The following is a 17,117-nucleotide window of genomic DNA, read 5'->3' as shown; positions in this document are numbered from 1 at the left end:
GCTTTGACTGTGAGAGGAGATTTGGACAAAAATGGAAAGAAGTTTATCGATGGAACTAGTACGGGTGACAGAAGCAGCTGCATTAAAATCTGCTCGTTGGATGGGTAGAGGTTTAAAAGACGAAGCGGATGATGCTGCAACAAGTGCCATGCGTGATGTATTTGATACGATTCCGATGAAGGGAACTGTGGTCATCGGCGAGGGAGAAATGGACGAAGCGCCAATGCTTTATATTGGGGAAAAGCTTGGAAACGGATATGGACCTCGCGTGGATGTCGCTGTTGATCCATTGGAAGGAACAAATATTGTGGCGAGCGGCGGCTGGAATGCTTTAGCTGTTATCGCTGTTGCAGATCATGGCAACTTGCTGAATGCACCTGATATGTACATGGATAAGATCGCAGTAGGTCCAGAAGCGGTAGGCTGCATCGACATTGAAGCGCCTGTCATTGACAATCTTCGTGCTGTTGCAAAAGCGAAAAACAAAGATATTGAAGATGTTGTTGCGACAATTTTAAACAGAGAGCGACATGAAAAGATCATTGCTGAGCTGAGAGAAGCTGGAGCAAGAATCAAGCTGATCGATGATGGTGACGTTGCAGGAGCCATTAATACAGCATTTGATCACACAGGTGTTGATATTCTATTTGGTTCAGGTGGAGCGCCTGAAGGTGTCCTTTCTGCTGTTGCGCTTAAAGCACTTGGTGGAGAAATCCACGGTAAGCTTCTTCCACAAAGTGAAGAAGAGCTGAGACGCTGTGAGAAAATGGGACTGGATGTTGGAAAAGTCCTCAGAATGGAAGACCTCGTGAAAGGCGATGACGCCATTTTTGCAGCGACAGGTGTAACAGATGGCGAGTTATTAAAAGGTGTTCAATTTAAAGGCTCTGTTGGAACAACACATAGTGTTGTCATGCGTGCGAAATCAGGTACGGTTCGATTCGTCGATGGCAGACACAGTTTAAAGAAAAAACCGAATCTTGTCATTCGTCCGTAATCTGAAAGCGGGTATTCTTTACCCGCTTTTCATATAGGTGTCAAATATATATCATTTTCTTTTTAAAGTTGAATATTCCCTGCAAATGAGGTAAAACTAAAGAGTGCTGCGAAATTTTCTGCGAATTTACTTCTTTTAAGCTTCAACAAGTTTAAATACTGCCGCATCATGACGATATACTCATTATCCTTCTCTATGTTGACAAAGCTCTATTTCACATTGTTCCTATCTTTACGATAAAACGAGTGGGAGCGTTACCATGAGAGCAAGGTCATTCCAACAAAAACGGAATTAAAAGCTAATCAAATACAATGGTCATGCATTTGTAATGAAATACATTGACTAGAAAAGTGTGGTGTCCATATTGAAAGATGTTTCGATTTCATCTTTGGAAAATATGAAATTAAAAGAGCTGTATGAGTTAGCAAAAAAGTACAAAATCTCTTATTACAGCAAACTAACAAAAAAAGAATTAATTTTTGCTATCTTAAAGGCAAACGCTGAGCAAGAGGATCTCTTATTTATGGAAGGGGTTCTAGAAATTATTCAGTCAGAGGGATTTGGTTTCTTAAGACCAATTAACTATTCCCCAAGCTCTGAAGACATTTATATTTCTGCTTCACAAATCAGACGCTTTGATTTAAGAAATGGTGATAAGGTGTCTGGAAAGGTACGACCTCCAAAAGAGAATGAACGCTACTATGGCCTCCTTCATGTAGAAGCGGTAAATGGGGACGACCCAGAATCAGCAAAGGAACGTGTTCACTTTCCTGCTCTCACACCGCTATTCCCTGATCGTCAAATGATTCTTGAAACACAGCCTAATCATCTGTCTACTAGAATTATGGATATGATGGCACCAGTTGGTTTTGGACAGCGTGGATTAATTGTTGCGCCGCCTAAGGCAGGGAAGACCATTTTACTCAAAGAAATTGCCAACAGCATTTCTGAAAATCATCCAGAGGCGGAACTGATTGTTCTTCTTATTGACGAACGTCCAGAGGAAGTAACAGATATCGAACGATCTGTTGCAGGTGATGTCGTTAGCTCAACCTTTGACGAAGTACCGGAAAACCACATTAAAGTAGCAGAGCTTGTATTAGAGCGTGCGATGCGTCTAGTTGAACATAAAAAAGATGTTATCATCTTAATGGACAGCATCACAAGACTTGCCCGTGCATACAACCTGGTCATTCCACCAAGCGGCCGAACGCTTTCTGGCGGTATTGATCCAGCTGCTTTCCATCGCCCAAAACGTTTCTTCGGTGCTGCGCGTAACATCGAAGAAGGTGGAAGCTTGACCATTTTAGCTACTGCACTTGTTGATACGGGATCACGTATGGATGATGTGATTTATGAAGAGTTTAAAGGAACAGGAAACATGGAGCTCCATTTAGACCGTTCTCTTGCAGAAAGAAGAATTTTCCCAGCCATCGACATTCGTCGTTCCGGTACAAGAAAAGAAGAACTGCTTGTGCCTAAAGAGCATCTTGATCGTCTATGGGCGATGAGAAAATCGATGTCAGATACACCTGATTTCGCTGAGAAATTCATGCGCAAAATGAGAAAAACAAAGACAAACCAAGAATTTTTTGATATTTTAACGCAAGAGTGGAAACAAGCAAATATGTCTGCATCAAGAAGATAGCTTCCTGAAAAAATACATTTGCAATCATAGACTCACACTGTTATAATTTTATCATGTGCGTTTCAGAATTTATTCTGAGATATTAACTCTGTTTCCGAATTGGATTCAGGGCGGAAGGAGATGACAGTAGATGAAAACAGGAATTCATCCTAACTACAAAAAAGCTACAGTCAAATGCGCTTGTGGAAATGAGTTTGAAACTGGATCAGTAAAAGAAGAGGTACGCATCGAGATTTGCTCTGAGTGCCATCCTTTCTATACAGGCCGTCAAAAATTCGCTTCTGCTGATGGACGTGTTGACCGCTTTAACAAAAAATACGGTCTTAAGTAATAATAGATACAATAAACAGGCAGGAATCCGTTCTTGCCTGTTTTTTTACGTGGATTGATGGAACTTTAAAACGGGGGAGAAGACCTTATGTATGTGATGAAACAAAGCGGTTGGCTTGAAGTCATCTGCGGAAGTATGTTTTCTGGAAAGTCGGAAGAATTGATTCGGAGAGCCAAAAGAGCCACCTTTGCCAAACAAGAAGTAAAAATATTCAAACCAGCGATTGATAACCGGTATAGCACAAGCTCAGTTGTGTCACATAACGGTTCATCTGTCGATGGGATTGCAGTAACCTCACCAAAAGACATAATAACGCACATATCAGAACGAACCGATGTCATTGGCATTGATGAGGTGCAATTTTTTGATGAGACAATCATTGATATTGTCACTCAGTTGGCTGATAAAGGCTACCGAGTCATTGTTGCAGGCCTTGATCAAGACTTCAGAGGAGAGCCATTTGGTGTTGTTCCGCATTTAATGGCATGTGCAGAGCTTGTAACAAAACTTCAAGCGGTTTGTTCGGTATGCGGCTCCCCAGCGAGTAGAACACAACGCTTGATCGACGGTAAACCCGCATCCTATGATGATCCCATTATTTTAGTAGGTGCGCAGGAATCATACGAAGCACGATGCAGACATCACCATGAAGTACCAAAACTAGATGTTGGTACAACACTTGACAATTAAAAAAATAGCAAATGCCGCTGTGTTTCGTTTTTCGAGTTTTTGGCTGAACACCCATCATTTGTACTTAAATAAATTAAATAACGCTACGAAAAAATTATCTAATTTTCAACGCTTGCGTTTTAGTATAAGCAGGCATAAAATGACTAACTGTAGTGTAAAGCATTTAAACGAAAAGTTCGATTTCTTGTCATAATTTTTTTGATTAAGGATTTTTCTCCTTGATCATTCTTTGTATTAATAGTTCACTTTATTTATATTTTAGAAAGAGGGTAGTTTTTGATGAACAACGTGAAGAAAACAAAAGAAGGGTACCTCGAAACCACTTTGACAGGTAAAGATGTATTATCGATTCCAACGTTGAACAAAGGCGTTGCTTTCTCTGAAGAAGAAAGACAAGAGCTTGGACTAGAAGGTTTACTTCCTCCAACTGTTCTGACTTTAGAACAGCAAGCGGAGAGAGCATACAAGCAATTTCTAGCTCAGCCAGATCGTCTTCGTCAAAACGTATACTTAAGTGATTTGCAAAACCGTAACGAAGTATTGTTCTATAAGCTTATATCAGACAAGCTTCGTGAAATGCTTCCTGTTGTTTACACACCAACTGTTGGTGAAGCGATTCAAGAATACAGTCATGAATACAGAAGACCTCATGGTGTCTACCTTTCAATCGACAACATTGACGGCATTGAGAAAGCATTTGAAAACTTACATGCAACAGCAGGCGACATCGACCTCATCGTAGCAACTGACTCTGAGAGTATTCTTGGAATTGGTGACTGGGGTGTTGGTGGTATCAACATCGCAATCGGTAAATTAGCTGTTTACACGGCTGCAGCAGGTATTGATCCAAGCCGCGTGATTCCAGTTGTATTAGATGTTGGAACTAACAATGAGAAATTATTGAATGATCCATTGTACATCGGGAACCACCACAAACGTGTGCAAGGTGAAAAATACGAAGAGTTCATTGATGCGTATGTAAAAGCAGCACTTAAATTCTTCCCGAAAGCATTGCTTCACTGGGAAGACCTTGGAAACAAAAATGCGCGTAACATCATGAAAAAATACAACGACAACATCTTAACATTTAATGATGATATCCAAGGTACTGGTGCCATTACTTTAGCGGGTGTTCTTGCAGCTGTCAAGAAAACTGGTACTCAATTGAAAGATCACCGTGTGATGATTTTCGGAGCTGGATCAGCTGGAATCGGAATCGCCGATCAAATGCGTGACACAATGGTTCTTGAAGGTCTAAGTGAAGAAGAAGCAAACAATGCATTCTGGACGTTAGACTACAGAGGATTGCTAACAGATCAGTTTGAAGATGAAGTGCTTGATTTCCAAAAACCATACCTTCGTTCTTCTGATGAAGTAGAAGGCTGGGCTCGTGATGAAAAAGGACAAATCTCATTTGCTGAAGCTGTTCGCAAGGTGAAGCCAACCATTCTTATTGGTACATCAGGTCAAGGCGGCGCATTCACTGAAGAAATTATTAAAGAAATCGCAGCTCATACAGAGCGTCCAGTGATCATGCCGATGTCTAACCCAACACCACTTGCTGAAGCAGTACCGGAAGATCTATTCAAATGGACAGACGGTCGTGCGCTTGTTGCAACTGGAAGCCCATTCGAAAATGTCGAGTATAACGGAATTGAACATGAAATCGGACAATCAAACAATGCGTTCGTTTTCCCTGGACTTGGTCTTGGTTCAATCGTAACGGAATCAAAAATTATCACAAAAGGCATGTTCGTTGCTTCTGCAAATGCGATCGCTGAAATGGTTGATCATGAAAAACCAGGCGCTGGACTGCTTCCAAGCATTGATAAATTGCAAGAAGTATCAATCAAGGTAGCTGTTGAAGTAGCAAAAGCAGCAATTGAAGATGGTGTCGCTAGAAAAACACCTGACAACATCGAACAAGCTGTGAAAGATGCTATGTGGATTCCTGAATATAAAAAAATTGTAAGAGCATAATAAAATGTGTAACGCGGCATTGTTTCGGGTAATGTAAGCAATGCCGCTATAAAATAAGAAACATGTAAAGGATTCAAGGAGGAATAGTAAGATGGACTTTTTAAATATTTTGATCCTCCTAGCACCGATTTTTTTCGTTATCGCGCTGGGTTGGTTCGCAGGGAACTTCGGCAGCTATGACGCTAAATCTGCAAAAGGTGTAAGTACACTTGTTACAAAGTATGCTTTGCCAGCGCACTTTATCGCCAGCATTCTGTCAACACCAAAAGATAAATTCTATAGTCAAATTCCATTTTTCGTTGCATTGATTCTCGGAATCGTAGGCTTTTATATCATTATCCTTTTAGTTACGAAATTTGCTTTTAAATATGATTTAACAGATTCATCTGTTTTCTCATTAAACTCAGCACAACCGACCTTTGCATTTATGGGGATTCCGGTCTTGGGCAGTTTATTTGGGGCTCAAGAAGTTGCAATTCCGATTGCTATTACCGGAATAGTTGTAAATGCATTGCTTGATCCAATTGCTATTATTGTGTCAACTGTCGGTGAAAAAACAAAAGGAAAAGCCAAAGACGGCGAAAGTTTCCTAAAAATGACGACGAAAGCGATTTTGCACGGTTTATCAGAGCCGCTTGCGCTTGCACCGTTAGCAAGTATCATTCTTGTTCTTTTAGGATTTAAACTTCCTGAAATCGGACATGAAATGCTAGAGGAAATTGGAAGTGTTACATCAGGGGTTGCGCTCTTTGCAGTCGGTGTCACAGTCGGTATCCGCAAAATTAAACTGAGCTTACCAGCTTTCAGTATCGCATTGCTCAAAGTAGCTGTCCAACCGTTGCTTATGTATTTTATTGCCATTCTTATGGGTCTTTCGGCGGATGAAATTACAAAAGCTGTATTGCTTGTTGCCTTCCCAGGTTCAGCTGTTGCGGCCATGATTGCCACTCGATTCGAGAAACAGGAAGCAGAAACAGCATCCGCATTTGTGATCAGTGCGATCATGTCACTCATTACATTACCGATCATTATTGCACTTACCGTATAATATAGTAGAAAGGCTGCCTTATAGGCAGCCTTTCTTAGCGAAATGAATGAAACAGAGGGAAGAGCACACGCTTTTTTTTCATTTCGGGGTGTGCCTTTTCCTTTTCTTCTTCTTTTGATGGTTTTGGTTTTGTCAATGTGGCTGTGAGGCGTTCTAATTTTGCAGTTAATTCTTCAATTTCTCTTCTGTGCTGGAGGAGCTGGTAGGAGACACCTTCATCTGCTTTCTTAGCGAGTTTCCGTTCCATTTCCTGAAAACGCGCTTCAATATGACTGACGTGTGATTGCTCTTGAAGGAGCTGTTTCACTTGTTCTTCTAAGGCTTCTATCCGTTTTGATGAGTCAGAAGTTTCTACAGCAGGTGATAATTGCTGGGCGGTTTCTTCATGGATCGGCAATCTAATGTCATGGAGAATCACACCTTCGTTCATTTGGTGTTTGACCTCTTTGAGCAGCTGGACAATATCATCGTGAAATTCGTAATGTCCAAGTTCATTCCGGGCGACAGGGATGTTGAGCTGTTTGACCCAGCGCTGAATGGTTTTTGAAGATACACCAATTTCCTTTGCAACCTCATTTGTATTCAAACCAAATGCCCTCCCTTTTTTCAATTATAAGTACCATTCTCTTTCGGGAGCATCCGTTCCTTCACGTTAGACAAAACAAGTAACCAATCGCCAAAGATCGTGTTTTCTAGTGAAAAATTGCAGAAAATCAATTGTTTTGGAAATTTTTTTGACTGTCATACCCCGCTATACTATAATTAGACTGTTACGCACAAAACAGAGGTGAAGACCATGTTAGACCGTTTAAAATCAATTGAAGAACGCTATGAAAAGCTAAATGAATATTTAAGTGACCCTGAAGTGGTGAACGACCCTAAGAAGCTTCGCGAATACTCGAAGGAACAATCTGATATTCAAGAAACTGTTGAGGTATATAGACAATATCGTGCGGCATACGATCAGCTAAGTGATGCGAAAGCCATGCTGGAAGATAAGCTCGATGCCGACATGCGCGACATGGTCAAAGAAGAAATTTCAGAGCTCACAGAGGAAACAGAACGTTTAGAAGACGAGCTGAAAATCTTGCTCATCCCGAAAGATCCGAATGACGATAAGAACGTTATTGTGGAGGTTCGTGGTGCAGCGGGCGGAGAAGAGGCTGCGCTGTTTGCAGGAAACTTGTACCGTATGTACAGCCGTTATGCTGAAATGCAAGGCTGGAAAACGGAAGTCATGGAAGCGAGTGTCACTGGAACTGGCGGTTATAAGGAGATCATCTTTATGATTAGCGGTAAAGGTGCATATTCTAAACTAAAGTTTGAAAACGGTGCACACCGCGTGCAGCGTGTTCCTGAAACTGAGTCAGGCGGCCGTATTCATACATCAACAGCGACAGTTGCTGTATTACCTGAGGCTGAGGAAGTTGAAATTGATATCCACGAAAAAGATATTCGTGTGGATACATTCGCATCAAGCGGACCAGGGGGACAAAGTGTTAATACCACAATGTCTGCTGTTCGTTTGACTCACCTTCCAACAGGTGTAGTGGTTTCCTGTCAGGATGAGAAATCACAAATCAAAAACAAAGAAAAAGCGATGAAAGTTTTGCGTGCGAGAATTTATGATAAATTCCAGCGTGAAGCACAAGCTGAATATGACCAAACCCGTAAATCTGCTGTTGGAACAGGGGATCGTTCAGAGCGTATCCGTACGTACAATTTCCCGCAAAACCGCGTGACGGACCACCGTATCGGATTGACGATTCAAAAGCTTGATCAAATTTTAGAAGGAAAACTTGACGAGGTCATTGATGCATTAATTATGGAAGACCAAGCAAGAAAACTTCAAAATGCAAAATAAAGAGCGAACGATCTTTGAAGCCCTTAAATGGGCTTCTTCTTTGTTAACGGAAGCGGGCAGAGACCAAAACGCAGCAGAGTTAATGTTGATGCATGTGCTTGGATGGAGCAGAAGTGAACTTCTTGCCCGTTTTCATGATCCACTGCCAGAGGAGCAAGATTCACAATTCAGCGAGTTCGTAGCACAGCACAAGCGTGGAGTGCCTGTGCAGCATTTAACGGGTGTTGAATTTTTTTATGGGCGTCCTTTTGAGGTAAACAAACACGTTCTGATTCCTCGTCCTGAAACGGAGGAAGTGGTGCTGGCGGCATTGAATATGATGAATCGTGTGTTTCCTGATGATCAACCGCTCAAAGCTGTTGATGTAGGAACAGGTAGCGGTGCAATTGCGATTACGTTAGCTCTTGAAAAAGAATCTCTCACTGTGACAGCGACGGATATTTCACATGAAGCACTTGAAGTAGCAAAGCGAAATCAAGAAGCGCTTGGTGCAGACGTTCATTTTGTCCAAGGGGATTTACTTGAACCGATTATGTCTCAAGGCATCAAAGTCGATGTGTTTATTTCCAATCCTCCTTATATTGCGGCAGAAGAAATGGATGGATTATCAGAGGTTGTCACAAAGCATGAACCTGTTAATGCGCTGACAGATGGGCGTGATGGCCTGTGGTTTTATGAGCGTATCGCCTGTGATCTCCACAAGGTACTTCATCAGCAAGCGGTGGTTGTCTTTGAAATAGGACATACACAAGCACAAGATGTAAAAGCGCTTCTTTTGCAGGCGTTCCCTTCAGCTGATGTTCATATCATCAAGGACATCAACGGAAAGGATCGAGCAGTTTGCGCACACATTCAAAACGGAAGTCCGGCTGAATAAAGTCGGACTATTTTATTATGTAAAGATGAAACTTATGGTAAAAGGGAAACGTATATATAGAAGAATGAACATTCTGATCATGATTTTTTACATAAATTTGTTTTGAAGGAGCGAATGGTGTGAACAGAAGGTATGCGATGGTGTTGGTCATCGTCAGTGTACTATTGATTGTGAGTGCTTGCGGTAAACCGAGCTTTAAAAAAGAAGCAGCAGCATTTGGGGAAAACTATAAAAAAGCACAATACACAGTGAATCGGACGGATGACCTATCTGACATGAAGGAGAAGTTGAAGGATTATTTAACCGAGCATGAATATCAAGAATATACAGAAGACAGTATGTTTCCAAGTGTATTAGAAGCAGCAAAAGATCAAGATTGTCAAATTAAACTGAAAAAAATTACGTTTACACCTTCAGATGAAAGCGATGACAGGATTGAATTTGACTATGAAATGATCATTCAATTTATTGACCATAAAGGAAAGGTCAAAAAGGAAATTGAGAAAAAAGGTGCAATGACAGTTATCAAAACAGATTCGGGATTAAAAATCAGCCGAGATTGGGATGGAAGACTGTACCCTTCCGATTACCAATCCTCACTAAAAAGCCGTTCATAAGTTGTTGAATGGCTTTTTTGCATGCAGAAAAAACATTGATTCGCTCACCTCATGTAGTTGTTTTTTACTCATAATCTATTAAAAAAATCATTTTTGCTGTTTACGAGATGCGTTTCCTGGACACAATGTTTGTAGCGAAGAGAAAAAGTGGGGGGAACACATTATGTTCAAAAGTAAAATGATGATTTGTCTTTATATGTTTCTATTATTATGTGGTGCTTTTGCAAACCTTGGAAAAGAGGAGACGGCGGCTGCTTCTGCCAATCAGCCTGTTGTGATTCCAGATGAAGCCATTCGTTTACGCATTTTAGCCAACAGTGACCGGTCGGCAGATCAAGATGTGAAACGAAGTATTCGAGATGAGGTCAATGCCAATATAACGGAGTGGGTGAAAGACCTCACATCCATTGAAGAAGCCAGACGTGTGATTCGTTCAAAGCTTCCAGACATCAATCGTATTGCCAAAGCAAAATTAAAGGAACAACACATTGATCAATCCGTATCGGTCAGCTTTCAAAAAGCCTCATTTCCAACAAAGCTATATGGCAACTTTGTTTATCCTGCTGGGAAATATGAAGCCATTTTGATTACGTTAGGGGAAGGAGACGGAGCCAATTGGTGGTGTGTGTTATTCCCACCTCTCTGCTTTATCGATTTTTCAAACGGAGAAGCGATCGCCTCACCAGAAGGAGATGATAAAGAGCAGGTAGCCGCAGAGCCATCAAATGAATCTGTCAATGAAGTGGTAAAAGAAGAAGAGACGGGTGAAGTGAAATTCTTTCTGTTCGAATGGGTCTCTAGTCTTTTCTCTTAAAAAAGGTCTAAATCTGTTTTTGCCTCATAGAGTTGAAGTAAGAGAACAAAAAGAGGTGAAAGCATGTATTATCAATTAAGAATAGCGACAGAAGAAGATGCCCCGGCCATTAATGCTTTTCTTGAAAAAGGCCAAGCAAAAGGCGGGGTGACGATTGCAGAGCGTACGTCATTTGTGGTCATGGAAGATGCAGACGGTGAGCTTGCAGGCTGTTTAGGCCTTGAACGACTAAATGAACAAGAAGGATTGCTAAGATCACTTGTGATATCAGATAAACTTGGTCAGGGGCATATCGTTTCTCTGTTCCAAAGTGTTCAAACGCTAGGGGAAAAGCAAGGTGTGGACACCTTTTATGTTGTAGCCAATCATTCCTCTTCGCATGATTTTTTAGCACTGATGGGCTTTACGCCTATAGAGGAAATCCCAGAAAGTGTGTGGGTATCTGCGCATGCAAAAGAGTCGTTGGGAAAAGAGCAGGCGGTTGTGCTGCAAAAAACAGCGAGTTAATCACAAAACACCGGACTTATTCACATACTTATCCACTGTAAAACAAGCGTTATCCACAAATTGTGGACAACGCTTGTTTTATTTAGCAGCATCTTTTATACTTTCAAAAGGATAATTGAGATATATCAACAGTTTTATCTTTTTTAAAAGGAGTTTGTATGATGTTAAATACAAAAAGGTGGTCTGTGGATTTAAAAAAGGATTTATCCACATACTATCCACAAATTGAACAAGCAGCTCTGTTGTTGCGGCAGAATGAAGTGGTCGCTTTTCCAACAGAAACGGTGTATGGACTAGGGGCAAATGCAAAAGAGACAGAGGCTGTGAAGAAAATTTATGAAGCGAAAGGACGCCCAAGTGATAATCCGTTGATTGTTCACATTGCGGACATTCAACAGCTTCATGAATTTGCGCAAATAGAAAATGAAAAAGTAACAGCGCTGATGGATGCCTTTTGGCCAGGCGCTCTCACCATTGTTCTACCTTGTAAGCCGGGCACATTATCAAAGCAGGTGACGGCAGGTTTAACGACAGTAGGCGTAAGAATGCCTGATCATCCTGTTGCGCTTGAACTCATCCGAGCAGCTGGTCTGCCAATTGCCGCACCTAGTGCCAACCGTTCGGGGAAACCATCGCCGACACTTGCGGATCATGTCGCGAGTGATCTTGATGGGAAAATTGCTGGCATTGTCGATGGTGGTTCAACAGGTATTGGCGTGGAGTCAACGGTTGTATCCTGTATAGACGAGATTCCAGTGATCTTAAGGCCGGGCGGTATTACAAAAGAAGCGTTAGAAGAGGTCGTAGGAACGGTCAACACGGATCCAGGGCTGACGAAAAAGGATGAAGCGCCTGTATCGCCGGGAATGAAATATACACATTATGCACCTGAAGCACAAATGTATATATTTCATGGAAGTGATGAAGACATGCAGCTGCACATTCAGAAGTACCGAGCTGAAGGGCTAAAAGTAGGTGTGCTGACGACAGAAGAAAAGAAGGAATGGTTTGCGGCAGATGTTATCTTTAGCTGTGGATGGAGAGAAAAGCCTGAAACGGTTGCGGCAAACTTATATCGTGTGCTGAGACAATTTGATGAAACGGATGTAGACTTGATCATTTCAGAAGCCTTCTCAGAGCAGGGAGTTGGTTCTGCGATCATGAACCGTCTGCAAAAAGCGGCAGGAGGGCGCACTCTCTCTTCATTCAAATAGTTCTAACCTCTCTTGGACAAACATAGGTTAAAGGAGAATGCGTGTCCAAGGGGGATTTACATGAATGAACTAGCTGGCGAATTGCTGACACTCAGTATCATGGCTTTTGCACTTGGAATGGATGCCTTTTCGGTTGGACTCGGCATGGGGATGATTCAGCTGAGATTCCGCCAGATCCTTTATATTGGACTTGTCATTGGGATATTTCATATGTTTATGCCTCTTTTTGGCATGCTAACAGGTCAGCTTTTATCTGGCTGGCTTGGGCTCCTAGCAACCTATATAGGCGGGGCGCTGCTTTTGGTGCTAGGTCTGCAAATGATCATCGCTTCTATCCGAAAAGAAGATAAGCCATTTATCGCACCTGTTGGGGCCGGTCTCGTTCTTTTTGCAACAAGTGTGAGTTTAGATAGTTTTTCCGTTGGCTTAAGCCTGGGGATTTACGGTTCTCGGGTGTTGATGACCATTTTATTGTTTGGCTTTTTTAGTATGATGCTCACATGGCTTGGATTATTACTTGGTAAACAGGTTCGGTCATGGGTAGGTTCATACAGCGGGGCGCTTGGCGGATTGATTTTACTAGCCTTTGGAATCAAATTATTATTTCCGCTCTAGCCAGTCTCCTTACATAACATGTAGAATGAAATGCTATATAATAGAAGAAAAGGAGGTCGAAAGATGAATATCTTATTTGTTTGTACGGGAAATACTTGCAGAAGTCCGATGGCTCAAGCCCTTTTTTCCTCCATTGCAGATGAAAAAGGCTTACAGGTCACTGTAAAATCAGCGGGCATCTTCGCCTCTGATGCATGGAAGGCTTCTCCTCAAGCAGTCGAAGCATTATTTGAGAAAAGCATTCCACTGAATCACTCGTCGTCTAAACTAACAGAAGAACTTCTTCATGAAGCAGATTATGTCTTCACCATGACGATTCAGCATAAGCAGTTGATTGTGGAGCAATATGCTCATGTGAAAGACAAGGTCTTCACTCTAAAAGAATTTGCTACAGGATCAGAAGGTGACGTGTCGGATCCATTTGGAGGGAGTCTCTCCATTTATCAGGAGACACGAGATGAACTAGAAACGCTATTGTATCAACTTGCTAAAAAGCTTAAACAGGATCATAAATCCTCATAAATGGACAACCTGTAAAACCGTTGCGCAAACGGTTTTTCTGCTTTTGTTTGCAAATGACTAGGCAGAGGTTAAAATATAACTGTAAATAAAGAATGAATGTAAGACATGACAGATTAACTCACCCTTAGGAGGAATTGCCCGATGAAAGTAGCCATTGCATCCGATCACGGCGGAACGAATATTCGTGAAGAAATCAAACAACTAATGGATGAATTAAAGATTGAATACATTGATATGGGTTGTGAATGTGGATCAGGTTCTGTAGACTACCCTGACTATGCTTTTCCTGTAGCCAATATGGTGGCAAACGGGGAAGTCGATCGAGGCATTTTGATTTGCGGGACAGGTATCGGTATGAGCATTTCAGCAAACAAAGTGAAAGGCATCCGCTGTGCACTGGCGCATGATACATTCAGTGCAAAGGCGACGAGAGAACATAATGATACAAATGTTCTTGCGATGGGAGAACGAGTCATTGGACCAGGATTGGCAAGAGAGATTGCTCACATTTGGCTGACAACAGAATTTACTGCAGGACGTCATGCTGTGCGGATTGGTAAAATCGCTGATTACGAAGAAAAGCACCTGTAAGGAGCGCTTAACATGAACATTGGTCAAGATTGGCTTGAAATGTTAAAAGAGTTTCATCAAACAGTTGAACTGCGAGCCGGCCACATTTTAGTGATTGGCTGCAGTACGTCAGAAGTGGCTGGCGAGCACATTGGGACAGCGGGAAGTGAGCAAATTGCTGAAGCTATTTATCAAGAGCTCGATCAACTGAGACGCGAGACAGGAATTGAATTGGCCTTCCAATGCTGCGAGCATTTGAATCGTGCCCTCGTTGTGGAAGAAGAGGTGGCGTACCGGCTTAACTTAGAAATTGTAGCGGCTGTACCTGTCCGTCAGGCGGGTGGTTCTATGGCGGCGCATGCGTATCAGCAAATGGAACACCCTGTGCTGGTTGAATCCATTTCAGCGCATGCAGGGATTGATATCGGTGATACATTAATCGGCATGCACTTAAAGCGGGTAGCCGTACCGGTCCGTCTCAGTCGTCATCAATTAGGACAAGCACATGTGACGTTTGCAAAAACTCGTCCAAAGCTGATTGGCGGAGAACGAGCCGTTTATACAAGATCATAGTTCGGATATATTTCTAATATAATGTTGAATGATGAAGACGCTCCACCCCTTGAATATTCGGGTTTTCATAAAAAAGAAGTCGATTTTCCAAAAAAAACTTTTACATTTTACTCAAAAACCGTGTACAATGAGATGGTGAAAACATCGAATGGAAATAGATTGGAGAGGATTTCGCTGATGAAACATTTACCTGAGCAAGACGCACAAGTATTCAAAGCAATTCAACTAGAGCGGAAACGCCAGCAGGACAAAATCGAATTAATTGCATCAGAAAACTTCGTAAGCGAAGCAGTCATGGAAGCACAGGGCTCTGTCTTAACAAACAAATATGCAGAAGGTTACCCTGGTAAACGCTACTATGGCGGCTGTGAACATGTAGACGTTGTAGAAGATATCGCACGTGACCGCGCAAAAGAAATTTTTGGCGCTGAGTATGTGAACGTACAGCCTCACTCAGGAGCTCAAGCGAATATGGCCGTATACTTTACAATCCTTGAGCATGGCGATACAGTGCTAGGCATGAACTTATCACATGGCGGGCATTTAACACATGGAAGCCCTGTAAACTTTAGCGGCGTACAGTACAACTTTGTAGAATACGGTGTAGATAAAGAAACACAACATATCGACTACCAAGATGTACTTGAAAAAGCACGTGAGCATAAGCCGAAACTAATCGTAGCGGGGGCAAGTGCTTACCCACGTCAAATTGATTTCAAAAAGTTCCGTGAAATTGCCGATGAAGTCGGTGCTTACTTTATGGTGGACATGGCTCACATCGCGGGTCTTGTTGCAGCAGGTCTTCATCCAAATCCAGTTCCTTACGCTGATTTTGTGACAACGACAACTCACAAAACATTGCGCGGACCTCGCGGCGGAATGATTCTATGCCGTGAAGAGTTTGGTAAAAAGATCGACAAATCGATCTTCCCTGGTATTCAAGGTGGACCACTCATGCATGTGATCTCTGCAAAAGCTGTTTCTTTCGGTGAAGTATTGAACGGAGATTTCAAAACATATGCACAAAACGTGATTGATAACGCAAAACAACTAGCTGAAACACTTTTATCTGAGGATATTCAGCTTGTATCTGGTGGAACAGATAACCATCTTGTTCTCATCGACTTGCGCTCTCTTGGCATTACAGGAAAAATTGCAGAAAACGTTCTTGATGAAATTGGTATCACGGTGAACAAAAATGCAATTCCATATGATCCAGAGAAACCATTTGTTACAAGTGGTGTACGTGTAGGTACAGCAGCAGTGACAAGCCGTGGCTTCGATCAAGAAGCGATGAAAGAAGTCGGTTCCATTATTGCGCTTGCTCTGAAACATCATGAAGATGAAGCGAAATTAGAAGAGGCGAAAAAGCGTGTATCTGATCTGACAGCTCGTTTCCCTCTATATCAAGAATTAGATTATTAAGATGCAGACCCATTTGCCTATTTTTGGCATGTGGGTTTTTTTTGTAGGATTTGCGAATCATATTGAAAGATGATGTCTTTTTATGTAGAATTGTAGGAAGTGTGCAAAGTTCACCGGAAGATGACAGAAAAGGAGTTGTAGCAAGCAATGGCAAAGGTTTATGTATTTGATCACCCGCTTATTCAGCACAAACTTACATATATTCGTGACGTTCATACAGGAACAAAAGAATTTAGAGAGCTAGTGGATGAAGTCGCAACATTAATGGCATTTGAAATCACAAGAGACTTACCGCTTGAAGAGGTAGATGTAGAAACACCTGTACAAGTCGCTAAATCAAACGTGATCTCAGGTAAAAAACTCGGAGTTGTGCCGATTTTAAGAGCAGGTCTTGGAATGGTAGACGGGATTTTGAAACTCATTCCAGCTGCCAAAGTGGGACATGTCGGTTTATACCGTGATCCGAAGACATTAAAGCCTGTTGAATATTATGTGAAGCTTCCATCTGATGTGGAAGAGCGTGAATTTATCGTAGTAGACCCAATGCTTGCAACGGGCGGATCAGCTGTAGAAGCATTAAACAGCTTGAAAAAACGCGGTGCGAAAAACATCCGCTTCATGTGTCTGATTGCTGCGCCAGAAGGTGTAGAAGAAATGCAAAAACATCATCCAGATGTTGATATCTACATTGCGGCATTAGATGAGAAGTTAAACGAAAAAGGTTACATCATCCCAGGTCTTGGTGATGCTGGTGACCGTATGTATGGAACAAAATAAGAAAGATTCATGAAAAGCCCACATGCAAACGTGCATGTGGGCTTTTTT

General features: G+C 41.9%; 19 protein-coding genes. 18 read left to right on the top strand and 1 reads right to left on the bottom strand.

Annotation, left to right across the window (positions count from 1 at the left end; all coding sequences use genetic code 11):
• Window positions 1-31 precede the first annotated feature (31 nt).
• The 6 genes from glpX (at window position 32) to MHH31_RS17075 (ending at window position 6,694) form a co-directional block, all read left to right on the top strand.
• The gene (glpX, locus tag MHH31_RS17100) at window positions 32-997 is read left to right on the top strand and encodes a class II fructose-bisphosphatase (protein WP_007497670.1); all 966 of its coding nucleotides are present in this window, start codon (window positions 32-34) and stop codon (window positions 995-997) included.
• A 364-nt stretch (window positions 998-1,361) separates the two neighbouring features.
• Window positions 1,362-2,645 carry a transcription termination factor Rho gene (gene rho, locus MHH31_RS17095; RefSeq protein ID WP_007497667.1) on the top strand — a complete coding sequence of 428 codons (1,284 nt, stop codon included), beginning with the start codon at window positions 1,362-1,364 and terminating at the stop codon, window positions 2,643-2,645.
• 130 nt (window positions 2,646-2,775) lie between these two features.
• Entirely contained in the window at window positions 2,776-2,976 is a 201-nt protein-coding gene (gene rpmE / locus MHH31_RS17090) for a 50S ribosomal protein L31 (protein ID WP_003215407.1), read from the top strand.
• 87 nt (window positions 2,977-3,063) lie between these two features.
• A complete protein-coding gene (locus MHH31_RS17085; RefSeq protein WP_007497666.1) occupies window positions 3,064-3,666 on the top strand; it encodes a thymidine kinase in 603 nt (200 codons plus the stop codon).
• Between the two features lie 279 nt (window positions 3,667-3,945).
• Window positions 3,946-5,646, top strand: a complete 1,701-nt coding sequence (malS, locus tag MHH31_RS17080; protein ID WP_019743245.1) for an oxaloacetate-decarboxylating malate dehydrogenase — start codon at window positions 3,946-3,948, stop codon at window positions 5,644-5,646.
• Window positions 5,647-5,737: 91 nt separating this feature from the next.
• On the top strand, window positions 5,738-6,694 hold the full coding sequence (locus MHH31_RS17075; protein ID WP_007497662.1) for an AEC family transporter: 957 nt from the start codon (window positions 5,738-5,740) through the stop codon (window positions 6,692-6,694).
• A 34-nt stretch (window positions 6,695-6,728) separates the two neighbouring features.
• Here MHH31_RS17075 and racA read toward each other — a convergent pair whose 3' ends face one another.
• The gene (gene racA / locus MHH31_RS17070; RefSeq protein WP_017360049.1) at window positions 6,729-7,280 is read right to left on the bottom strand and encodes a chromosome-anchoring protein RacA; all 552 of its coding nucleotides are present in this window, start codon (window positions 7,278-7,280) and stop codon (window positions 6,729-6,731) included.
• Between the two features lie 210 nt (window positions 7,281-7,490).
• On the opposite strand from racA, the gene prfA reads away from it, so the two are divergent.
• The 12 genes from prfA (at window position 7,491) to upp (ending at window position 17,069) form a co-directional block, all read left to right on the top strand.
• Complete coding sequence (gene prfA / locus MHH31_RS17065) at window positions 7,491-8,558, top strand: peptide chain release factor 1 (RefSeq protein ID WP_008343422.1); 1,068 nt, start codon at window positions 7,491-7,493, stop codon at window positions 8,556-8,558.
• Window positions 8,548-9,435 carry a peptide chain release factor N(5)-glutamine methyltransferase gene (gene prmC / locus MHH31_RS17060; RefSeq protein WP_058337032.1) on the top strand — a complete coding sequence of 296 codons (888 nt, stop codon included), beginning with the start codon at window positions 8,548-8,550 and terminating at the stop codon, window positions 9,433-9,435. Before prfA ends, prmC begins: the two co-directional genes overlap by 11 nt.
• A 119-nt stretch (window positions 9,436-9,554) precedes the next feature.
• The gene (locus MHH31_RS17055; RefSeq protein WP_008343418.1) at window positions 9,555-10,052 is read left to right on the top strand and encodes a hypothetical protein; all 498 of its coding nucleotides are present in this window, start codon (window positions 9,555-9,557) and stop codon (window positions 10,050-10,052) included.
• A 163-nt stretch (window positions 10,053-10,215) separates the two neighbouring features.
• Window positions 10,216-10,866 carry a stage II sporulation protein R gene (gene spoIIR, locus MHH31_RS17050; protein WP_007497652.1) on the top strand — a complete coding sequence of 217 codons (651 nt, stop codon included), beginning with the start codon at window positions 10,216-10,218 and terminating at the stop codon, window positions 10,864-10,866.
• A 63-nt stretch (window positions 10,867-10,929) separates the two neighbouring features.
• On the top strand, window positions 10,930-11,373 hold the full coding sequence (locus MHH31_RS17045) for a general stress acyl- n-acyltransferase (protein WP_007497650.1): 444 nt from the start codon (window positions 10,930-10,932) through the stop codon (window positions 11,371-11,373).
• Window positions 11,374-11,534: 161 nt separating this feature from the next.
• Window positions 11,535-12,587, top strand: coding sequence for an L-threonylcarbamoyladenylate synthase (locus MHH31_RS17040; RefSeq protein WP_082627036.1), 1,053 nt, complete (start codon window positions 11,535-11,537; stop codon window positions 12,585-12,587).
• A gap of 60 nt (window positions 12,588-12,647) precedes the next feature.
• The gene (locus MHH31_RS17035) at window positions 12,648-13,202 is read left to right on the top strand and encodes a manganese efflux pump MntP family protein (protein WP_025208133.1); all 555 of its coding nucleotides are present in this window, start codon (window positions 12,648-12,650) and stop codon (window positions 13,200-13,202) included.
• Between the two features lie 63 nt (window positions 13,203-13,265).
• Entirely contained in the window at window positions 13,266-13,724 is a 459-nt protein-coding gene (locus tag MHH31_RS17030; RefSeq protein ID WP_058337030.1) for a low molecular weight protein arginine phosphatase, read from the top strand.
• A gap of 141 nt (window positions 13,725-13,865) precedes the next feature.
• A complete protein-coding gene (rpiB, locus tag MHH31_RS17025) occupies window positions 13,866-14,315 on the top strand; it encodes a ribose 5-phosphate isomerase B (RefSeq protein ID WP_003214714.1) in 450 nt (149 codons plus the stop codon).
• Between the two features lie 12 nt (window positions 14,316-14,327).
• Window positions 14,328-14,867: a TIGR01440 family protein gene (locus MHH31_RS17020; protein ID WP_024718756.1), complete on the top strand. Its 540-nt coding sequence runs from the start codon at window positions 14,328-14,330 to the stop codon at window positions 14,865-14,867.
• 177 nt (window positions 14,868-15,044) lie between these two features.
• Window positions 15,045-16,292: a serine hydroxymethyltransferase gene (gene glyA, locus MHH31_RS17015; RefSeq protein WP_024718755.1), complete on the top strand. Its 1,248-nt coding sequence runs from the start codon at window positions 15,045-15,047 to the stop codon at window positions 16,290-16,292.
• 147 nt (window positions 16,293-16,439) lie between these two features.
• Window positions 16,440-17,069 (top strand): uracil phosphoribosyltransferase, encoded by a 630-nt coding sequence (gene upp / locus MHH31_RS17010; RefSeq protein ID WP_003214553.1) that lies wholly within the window; start codon window positions 16,440-16,442, stop codon window positions 17,067-17,069.
• The last annotated feature ends 48 nt before the right edge of the window (window positions 17,070-17,117 follow it).

It is taken from the genome of Bacillus sp. FSL K6-1033, assembly GCF_038630765.1.
Taxonomy (GTDB): domain Bacteria; phylum Bacillota; class Bacilli; order Bacillales; family Bacillaceae; genus Bacillus; species Bacillus altitudinis.
The sequence above is the reverse complement of the archived record's forward strand: the minus strand, read 5'-3'. Positions and strand labels throughout refer to the sequence as shown.

Bases quoted from the DNA above. Each gene is read 5' to 3' on its own strand.
- glpX (WP_007497670.1), top strand. From the start codon at position 32: ATGGAAAGAAGTTTATCGATGGAACTAGTACGGGTGACAGAAGCAGCT.
- rpmE (WP_003215407.1), top strand. From the start codon at position 2,776: ATGAAAACAGGAATTCATCCTAACTACAAAAAAGCTACAGTCAAATGC.
- MHH31_RS17085 (WP_007497666.1), top strand. From the start codon at position 3,064: ATGTATGTGATGAAACAAAGCGGTTGGCTTGAAGTCATCTGCGGAAGT.
- malS (WP_019743245.1), top strand. From the start codon at position 3,946: ATGAACAACGTGAAGAAAACAAAAGAAGGGTACCTCGAAACCACTTTG.
- MHH31_RS17075 (WP_007497662.1), top strand. From the start codon at position 5,738: ATGGACTTTTTAAATATTTTGATCCTCCTAGCACCGATTTTTTTCGTT.
- prfA (WP_008343422.1), top strand. From the start codon at position 7,491: ATGTTAGACCGTTTAAAATCAATTGAAGAACGCTATGAAAAGCTAAAT.
- prmC (WP_058337032.1), top strand. From the start codon at position 8,548: ATGCAAAATAAAGAGCGAACGATCTTTGAAGCCCTTAAATGGGCTTCT.
- spoIIR (WP_007497652.1), top strand. From the start codon at position 10,216: ATGTTCAAAAGTAAAATGATGATTTGTCTTTATATGTTTCTATTATTA.
- MHH31_RS17045 (WP_007497650.1), top strand. From the start codon at position 10,930: ATGTATTATCAATTAAGAATAGCGACAGAAGAAGATGCCCCGGCCATT.
- MHH31_RS17040 (WP_082627036.1), top strand. From the start codon at position 11,535: ATGTTAAATACAAAAAGGTGGTCTGTGGATTTAAAAAAGGATTTATCC.
- MHH31_RS17035 (WP_025208133.1), top strand. From the start codon at position 12,648: ATGAATGAACTAGCTGGCGAATTGCTGACACTCAGTATCATGGCTTTT.
- MHH31_RS17030 (WP_058337030.1), top strand. From the start codon at position 13,266: ATGAATATCTTATTTGTTTGTACGGGAAATACTTGCAGAAGTCCGATG.
- rpiB (WP_003214714.1), top strand. From the start codon at position 13,866: ATGAAAGTAGCCATTGCATCCGATCACGGCGGAACGAATATTCGTGAA.
- MHH31_RS17020 (WP_024718756.1), top strand. From the start codon at position 14,328: ATGAACATTGGTCAAGATTGGCTTGAAATGTTAAAAGAGTTTCATCAA.
- glyA (WP_024718755.1), top strand. From the start codon at position 15,045: ATGAAACATTTACCTGAGCAAGACGCACAAGTATTCAAAGCAATTCAA.
- upp (WP_003214553.1), top strand. From the start codon at position 16,440: ATGGCAAAGGTTTATGTATTTGATCACCCGCTTATTCAGCACAAACTT.